This window comes from Bacillus sp. BS3(2021) (assembly GCF_021043345.1).
Lineage (GTDB): Bacteria > Bacillota > Bacilli > Bacillales > Bacillaceae > Bacillus > Bacillus paralicheniformis.
In genome coordinates this window covers 162660-170373 of sequence record NZ_JAJNDM010000010.1, presented here as the reverse complement: position 1 = coordinate 170373, position 7714 = coordinate 162660, and the positions used below count along the sequence as shown (strand labels likewise).

9 protein-coding genes and 1 pseudogene are annotated in these 7714 nt (G+C 35.6%); 7 read left to right on the top strand and 3 right to left on the bottom strand.

Annotation, left to right across the window (positions count from 1 at the left end; genetic code table 11):
• Positions 1-1022 (bottom strand): lipase family protein (locus tag LQ247_RS19695; RefSeq protein WP_231006473.1); only part of this gene is annotated, 1022 nt, incomplete at its 3' end.
• Positions 1023-1075: 53 nt separating this feature from the next.
• Between LQ247_RS19695 and LQ247_RS19690 the strand changes: the two genes are divergently transcribed.
• Positions 1076-1414, top strand: coding sequence for a DUF1433 domain-containing protein (locus tag LQ247_RS19690; protein WP_020450982.1), 339 nt, complete (start codon positions 1076-1078; stop codon positions 1412-1414).
• Between the two features lie 77 nt (positions 1415-1491).
• Here the strand turns inward: LQ247_RS19690 and LQ247_RS19685 are convergent, their stop codons facing one another.
• Positions 1492-1668, bottom strand: coding sequence for a helix-turn-helix domain-containing protein (locus tag LQ247_RS19685; protein WP_044805482.1), 177 nt, complete (start codon positions 1666-1668; stop codon positions 1492-1494).
• A gap of 344 nt (positions 1669-2012) precedes the next feature.
• On the opposite strand from LQ247_RS19685, the gene LQ247_RS19680 reads away from it, so the two are divergent.
• From LQ247_RS19680 to LQ247_RS22225, 3 genes and pseudogenes are all read left to right on the top strand, one after another.
• The gene (locus tag LQ247_RS19680; RefSeq protein ID WP_020450984.1) at positions 2013-2282 is read left to right on the top strand and encodes a hemolysin XhlA family protein; all 270 of its coding nucleotides are present in this window, start codon (positions 2013-2015) and stop codon (positions 2280-2282) included.
• 15 nt (positions 2283-2297) lie between these two features.
• Entirely contained in the window at positions 2298-2561 is a 264-nt protein-coding gene (locus LQ247_RS19675; RefSeq protein WP_144498946.1) for a phage holin, read from the top strand.
• 47 nt (positions 2562-2608) lie between these two features.
• Positions 2609-3561, top strand: a pseudogene (locus LQ247_RS22225) (GH25 family lysozyme).
• A gap of 362 nt (positions 3562-3923) precedes the next feature.
• Here LQ247_RS22225 and LQ247_RS19665 read toward each other — a convergent pair.
• Complete coding sequence (locus LQ247_RS19665) at positions 3924-4697, bottom strand: hypothetical protein (RefSeq protein ID WP_231006472.1); 774 nt, start codon at positions 4695-4697, stop codon at positions 3924-3926.
• Positions 4698-5521: 824 nt separating this feature from the next.
• Here LQ247_RS19665 and LQ247_RS19655 point away from each other — a divergent pair.
• Genes LQ247_RS19655 through LQ247_RS19645 form a run of 3 tightly spaced genes read left to right on the top strand, consistent with a single transcriptional unit; the run spans position 5522 to position 7642 of the window.
• The gene (locus LQ247_RS19655) at positions 5522-6640 is read left to right on the top strand and encodes a hypothetical protein (protein ID WP_231006471.1); all 1119 of its coding nucleotides are present in this window, start codon (positions 5522-5524) and stop codon (positions 6638-6640) included.
• Positions 6576-6947 (top strand): hypothetical protein, encoded by a 372-nt coding sequence (locus LQ247_RS19650; protein WP_231006470.1) that lies wholly within the window; start codon positions 6576-6578, stop codon positions 6945-6947. The genes LQ247_RS19655 and LQ247_RS19650 overlap by 65 nt, the downstream gene beginning before the upstream one ends.
• Entirely contained in the window at positions 6944-7642 is a 699-nt protein-coding gene (locus LQ247_RS19645) for an acetylglutamate semialdehyde dehydrogenase (protein WP_231006469.1), read from the top strand. Before LQ247_RS19650 ends, LQ247_RS19645 begins: the two co-directional genes overlap by 4 nt.
• The last annotated feature ends 72 nt before the right edge of the window (positions 7643-7714 follow it).

The following is a 7714-nucleotide window of genomic DNA, read 5'->3' as shown; positions in this document are numbered from 1 at the left end:
GGAAGCATTGCTTTTAAATTTTTATCGTATACGAGCTCATCGCCCTCTATATTTTGAACATTGCCGTTTTCGTCGAAGGTAAAGTTGCCTTTGTTGAGTCCGTGTGTATCCGGCATTCCCATTGCTGTCGTAGCAATGTAGTCTACAGCGACATTAAACACTGTGCCAAATATACCGCCGTTATACTTCGGATCTAGTCGTATTTGTCGTTCCACACGCGAAGTAGAGGGGTCTTTGGTATATATTGTTCTGCCTGCGTGTCGTTCGTACTCATCCCACCAGCCGGAACCAGTCATATCATCCGGATTGACAATCGCTTTTACAGACGAGTCATATTTGCCGCTTCGGATCTCCTTTTGCTTTTCTTCAGCATGCAATTTAACGACGGAAGGATTGTTGAATGCGACTGCGCATATATCATTGTTCACAGCGCTGTATTCAGCCTCTGCGCCGCCAAGAGAGTGTCCGGTTGTTGAAATAACCGTCGAGGTGCCTTTATACTTTTGTTTAACTTCCCGTACCAGATCGTCAGCTTGCCCGATTTGGGACGTTTTCGTAATTAATTTGTATTTACCGGTGCTAAGCATCGCGTCTTGTGAGGGGGTTGCGTTGTATTTTCCTATTGTTTTTGATGTATCCTTCGCATCTTTTTCGATTATGTATTGCGATTTCTTTTTCGGATCAAGACCCATAACAACGTTACCGCCGTCAGCGTCAACAACATCTTGAAAGAATTGGCTTTTAGGATCAGTTCCTGCGAAGGCTACGACGACATTTTTAGGGTTATCTGATTTTACCCACTTACCACCTTCAGTTTTTTTGCCCTGGGAAAAAACTACGGCATCTAGTCCTGTATCATGGTCTCTCTTAATCTTTTCGACAAACCAATAGGTTTTTTGATCTGTTTGTATTGGTTTCCCTGTCTTTAACTTACTATCTAATCTATCGCGATTGTAAGATTCTTGACTTAGCGTATAATAAGTTTTATCTGTTATTTTTGGAACTTTTATCTTGTCGCTCATATACATCGCCTCTTTATTTTTGTAAAATAGGATAAGAAAGGGTTGATTTTCAAATGAAAAAGTACATAATTATCCTTATTTTAATAATTATAGCAGTTGGGGGATTTTTTATGAAGCATCAGCACGATCAAAAAGAAAAAGAGATTGCTTTATTTGAAGAAGCTCAGAATCATATGGAAAAGTTTTTAAAAACCAATTATAAAGATGTTGATAATATCCACTTTTCCGATGATTATTATATTAATCCAATGGGAGGTATAACAGTAGAGGGGCATACGAACGGAGATAAAGAGTTTGAAGGTTTGTATGATCCGGGAAATAAAGAAATATTGTCATATACAGTGGATGCTGAACCTAAAGAAGAATGTAAAGATGAGTTGTGTACTCGATGATAGAATAATAGCCCGCTCACCAGAGACGGGCTTTTTTCTTTATATGCGCTTTTTCATGCCCTACCGCACTATATGGTTTACTGTTCGTCTTTAATCTCCTTAACATACTCTATAGGCACGTTTAATCCTCTACTAATAATAAATAATGTTGTGATGTCATATCTGTTATTCGTTTTAAATCTGCTTATTGTTGCCTCTGTAGTACCAACCAACTCAGCTAATTCCTTTTGACTTTGAATTCCCTTTTCTTTCATAACCTCAATCGATCGGCAGGTCATCAGCTTGGACTCGCGATTTATCTTTATGAAAAGACGAATCTGAGTGTTCGAATGACTTACATTATCCCGGGAACAAGCAACTATACACTGAAGGATTATGAAGATGTTATTGTGTTAGAAAATAGTGACCGGGACGCTCAGAAGGTTGATTTATTAGCTGCCTCTCCGCAGCTTATGTTGACCAATAACGGAGAAACAGACGTGAAAATTAAAAACCTTGTGGTTACTCATTTCTTGTAAGATCACACCGTAAAAAAACGGTGTTTTTATTTTGCCTCGGAGGAGGTGAAAACGATGTGAGAACGGGAGGATTTAGGGAGATGTCGCAAACAAACGAATACGAAGTATTTCAGAAAGAGATCAAAGAGATCAAGGCGGATCAGAAAACGCTTGAGAAGCGTGTCAGCACCCTGGAAAGAACTTCTGAACGCCATGATCAGCAGATTATCTCTATTAATGAAAAGCTGAACAAGATCGAGGAAAACACAACTTGGATCAAGCGCAGCATCACCGGCGCGATCATTACAGCGGTCAGCACCGGCATCATCGGCGGCGCAATCGCTGTTTTTTATAATCTATTGCAAAAATAAGGAGGAAAACACAATATGAAAAACTTAGACAAAGGCACGGTCATCAGGACGGTGCTTCTTTTTATTGCATTGGTAAACCAGACATTGAACATGTTTGGAAAATCAGCTTTGCCGATCAGCGAGGATCAGGTCAATACGGTGGCCGACGCTTTGTATGTGGCCGGCTCCACGATTTTTACAATCATCACAACGGTGGTCGCTTGGTTTAAAAACAACTATGTTACCGGTAAAGGAAAGCAGCAAAAAGAAGTTCTGAAACAAAAAGGATTAACAAAATGAGGTTGCCGGCTGGCAGCCTTTTAATAATTTAAAGGAGGATTTTAATAATGGGAATCAAAGGAATCGACGTATCACACTGGCAAGGTAATATCAATTGGAAGAAAGTTGCGGGGGACGGTATTAAATTCGCCTTATCAAAGCAACAGAAGGGACAACATTAAAGGACAATAAATTTGTAACGAATATTTCAGGTGCTAACGCTGTGGGGATTAAAACGGGAGCCTACCACTTTGCAAGATTCGGTTCCAAGTCAGAAGAATTGGCAGAGGCCAGGTTCTTTTTGTCAGTTGCCAATAAGGTCCGTCTCACATATCCGCTTGTGCTAGATCTTGAAGTCAATCAGCGGAATGTCAGTAAATCAGTTTTGACAGATGCAGCAGTGGCCTTTTTGCGGGAGCTTGAAAAAGCTGGTTACTTCGCTATGATATACAGCGGTAAGTCTTTCCTTGAGAATTGCCTTGACGAATCCAAGCTGAAGCCATTTGCATTATGGGTTGCTCGTTATAACAACACACTTGGCCGTCATGCGGATATCTGGCAGTATTCTTCTAACGGAAAGGTGTCAGGTATTTCTGGTAATGTTGATATGAATATTTGTTATCGTGACGGGTTACGGGCAATGGTGGCCGTGACAACTGAAAAAGCTGCTACTGTAAAACCAGTTTCAAACAAAAAGCCAGTTAAAACGGAGACGGTTTACACTGTCAAAAAAGGGGATGCACTCTCTGTTATCGCAAAGAAATACAACACGACTGTCAAAGCTCTTCAGAGTTTGAACAATATTAAAGATCCTAATAAGATTTATGTTGGCCAAAAATTAAAAATAAGTGGTAGTGCATCAAAGGCATCAAATAATAAGCAATATTACACAATCAAAACTGGCGACACTTTATCTGGAATCTCCAAAAGGTTCAATACATCAATTAAGACGCTGCAGTCTTGGAATAGCATCAAGAATGCAAACAAGATTTATGCTGGACAAAAAATTCGAGTTAAATAAGACTGTTTGTCGACTGTATTTACGGACCCAAAACTAAAGCGAAAATTGAAGCTTTATTGAACTAACGAAAAGGAGCAGGCATTATGCCTGCTCCTCTATCTTGAAACTAACGAGATTCATTTGAGGATTTAAGGAAACTGATGAACAATGGTGAAATGACAATTACTGTTACAATTAATAATAGTCTGCTAGATATTAAATTTACAAATGTAGTGTTAATAATATATAGGGCTAAAACCATTAAATAAAAAGCCACGTAAACATAAGCATACACTTTTTTGCTGAATGGTTCTTTCATGTAAATGAAAAGAAATAACCCTACCATTAAAACTAAGAAAGTCATAGTTTCCCCTCTTTCATTTTTATTGTGGAAAAACCCCAGTTGGAACAGCAGCATATCCGAGTCCAGTAAAACGTATTCTAACACCATGCCCTTCATGTTCGTCTTGAATCATTTGACCAAAACCAACTAGTCCGCCTCCGATTACTCCGGAAATTACGCTTGCTAATTGTGTAGGAGGTACGGGTATAACCCTTGATATTAAAGCAATACCAGAGGTTGCTCCACCGCCTGCTTTAAATGATTGATATAGTGTTCTTGTTTCATTACAGTCAAAATAAAGATTATATCCCCACCAGTAGACATCATGACCAGATCGACCGCAGCCTTTTTTCGCTACTTTCATTTTATTATTGTTTCCATTCTCAAGTGTCAATACACTACCGTCTTTGTCTAAAATTTTTACACTAAAATCAGAGTTAATGACAGCTTCTTTTTGTTTTACTAAACCGTTCAAGTATTTAATCCATTCTTGAACTTCGTTGGTGACAGAACGTGAAATATCTAGTTTAGTATAAGATGGATCTAAGGTAAGAGTTCCATCTGCGTTTAATTTAAGATAAGCTTCTAATTTCTTTACATCATTCATACTCACCTTTACATTCTTAAATTCTTCGCTGTTCAGTTTTTGATCGGGTACAGAATTTCCTTTAGATGCTCCAGTAGTTTCAGTATGTAGTTTTTCGTTGTCAGTTAGTTCTGACGCTGATACTGATATTGAAAATACAGGTGAAACCAATATTAATGTCAGTACCATAACAAATGTCTTAAAACCATTGTGCTTCTTTTCTTTCACGATAATGCCACCCTTCTTATTATAATTCAACCTCATTGTACTTGAAAAACAAGGTGATTTGCGGAATTGTATGCATAAAAGTAAAAAAGAACCACACGAAATTTTGTGTGTAATGAAATTATACTAGGTGTAATGAATTAATATTTTGGAGGGATAAATCAAGAAAGGAAACAAAAAACGATTAAGATGAAGGACGGCATGACGTAATTATGTTGATCTTTGGATAATAGGTCTTACTTTATTTCTCTAACAACAACATCCTCAAAATTAATAAAGTTGTCTTCCTTTGAATAACAACAATGCATCCGAAGAACCTAAAAGGGTTTATTTGAGCATAAGGGTTGTCTTTTATACGGTTTTAATCACTTAATAAGTTGCAAGGTTAGTGCTCAAAAGAAATTGTGAGGGAAAAGGTCTCTTGAAAAAGTTTTTTTGTCATACGTTTGCCACCTATAGATAAAGAGACTATATTTGTTTTGGTCCTTTTATAAAAAATGAAGTCCTCGGCACCCCGGAGGCTCAGAAAATTTTAAAAATGAATAAGCAGCGGATGAGTAAGCTGATTAGTGATGGACGGATTAAACCAGTTTAAAAAATTGGACAAGTGAACCGGCTTTGACGTACTGATGTTTTGCAGTTGAAGCAACTTGAAGCCGGCCGGAAAAAGTACCGGCAGTATGATCAATGAAGCAAGGCTTAATTTTTTGTGAACAATGAATTTCCAGATGGAGAATAAAAAGGAATGAGAGTATAAATATCTCTTTATTTCTCGCATTTGTTTATCTATAATAGGAGTACACATTCTTAGAGGTGATCGGACTATTATGGACAAAAGTGTTTACAAGGCTTGCTTACAGGATACAATTAAAGAAGCGTCTACAAAAACATATTGCAGTAATATGCTGAAATCATTGGAACAATCTCGTTTGATTCATTATAAAGAACATTTGTTGGCGGAGCAGGAACAATCGGTTGATTTAACTGAATTTAAAACAGAATCAGAAGTTGTTCAACTTTGTGAAGCTATAGATAAAAGTGATGAAGTTATAAGAGCAATTGAGAAAAGTGAGTTTACATCGGCTTATAAATACTCAGTTCTTTTTGAAATTGACAATTTTCCCGAAGACTTAATTAAAAGTATGTTTGAAAAGGGACAAATACAAGATTTTTGTTCTGATTCATTTAATTTCGATACATTATTTGAGGAAACTTCAAATATTGTAGTACCAACAAAGTATCTTGTTGATGAAAAAGTTACTATATATAAATTCAGCAGGCATTTAACAGGTTTTTTACCTATTGAAGGTAATAATAAAAGAGAGATAAAATACCCTATTCTTGTTGTATTTTTTAACGATCTAAATGTTGTCGAGATAAGATTAGGGAAAATTAAAAGCTTTTTAAGAAGAGACGAATACTTTTATGTTAAACAAATTGACTTTATAGTTGATTGGTTACAAACTAATTTAGCATGTCAACTTAATCCTATTGATTTAACAAGGGCTATTGATTATATTTCAAAACTAGAAGAAACGGATGTAATTGTAAGTGGTCAGTTAATGAATCTTAAAAGCGGAGCAAAAGCCCAATTGGAAGTAGGTAATAATGATGATTATCTACCATTACTAGGAGAATTAAAAGAATTAATTAAAACAAATGCTGAGTTATTTAACAAAAGTCCAGAAATAAAAGAGATACTAGAAACTTTTATCTTAGAGACTGAAGAAACATCAGATTTGCCATGGATTTCACTCACATGGACAAATGAAACAAAATCAAAAGCAACAAAAGTTAAATTTAGTTTTAATTATATGAATAGGCAATATAGTCTTCTCCAGTATTATTACAGTAGTAGCACAGAAATGGAGAGAATGAATAATGTCACCAGATCTATTATTGAAAGTAAAAGACAAGTTGATCAACAACTTCAAACTAACGGATAAGCAGATTGAGGATTTTTTGGATCTTTTTTCGAGATATAAAAAAGGACAATTAATTTACCCAGGAGCATTTATTAGAAAAACATATTTGCCGATGAGTGTAGTGTATAAAATTCTAGAAGATATATCATCTAGTGGTGTTATAGAACGAAATTATGAGGTATACTGTCCTGCATGTTCTAGATACACTGGCGGTCTTTATAAAACCTTAAAGGATATACCTGAAGAGTTAGCATGTGAAGAATGTGACGCACCTTTAAACTTTTTAGACAATTCATTAGTTATATACAAAGTGGTGTTCGATAAATGAAAGGCTTCACAGCAAAAGAATTTTTACTAAAAGTTTTTGATACTAATGAAGAAATATTTAGAACCATGACTGAATTTACAGATGAAGAAAAAGACATTTATAATAAAAAACTTGAGCGTCTAAAGTATCTTCATAAATCTAATAGGAAAGTTAGTACAAAAGAAAAAGGAAACGCATTAGAGGAATTGGTGGTATACTTATTTAATAAATCTGCTGTTTTTGAAGTTTTAGAAAATATTCATACCTCAACAAACGAAATAGATCAGATAATTACCCTAAATAGTAAAGGCAGATTTTTTAGGGAGCAGGGTATCTTGGATTTGAAGTTTGACACATTTTTAGCTGAATGTAAGAATTACAATAAAAAAATAGGAGTAACATGGGTAGGGAAGTTTTGGTCTCTGTTAAACTCATCTTGTACTACTTTAGGCATTATGTTTTCATACCATGGTTTAACAGGGAGCGGTTGGAGAGATAGTGTAGGTTTAACAAAAAAGATCTATACGGCAAAAGAAAATCCCAGAGAAAAAATACACATAATTGATATTAATATTACAGATTTCGAAAAAATCTCCGAGGGGACCAGTTTGTTAAACTTAATTTTTGCGAAAATAAATGCATTAAAGTTAGAAACGGATTTTAATAAATTTTTATCAAAACATCCTTGTGAGACTAAAAATAAAAAGCTCACATAACTCAATTAAGGTGAGCTTTTTATTTTGCCTCTACTTTAATAACATCCTCGAATTTATTGAGATTGGTGTCTC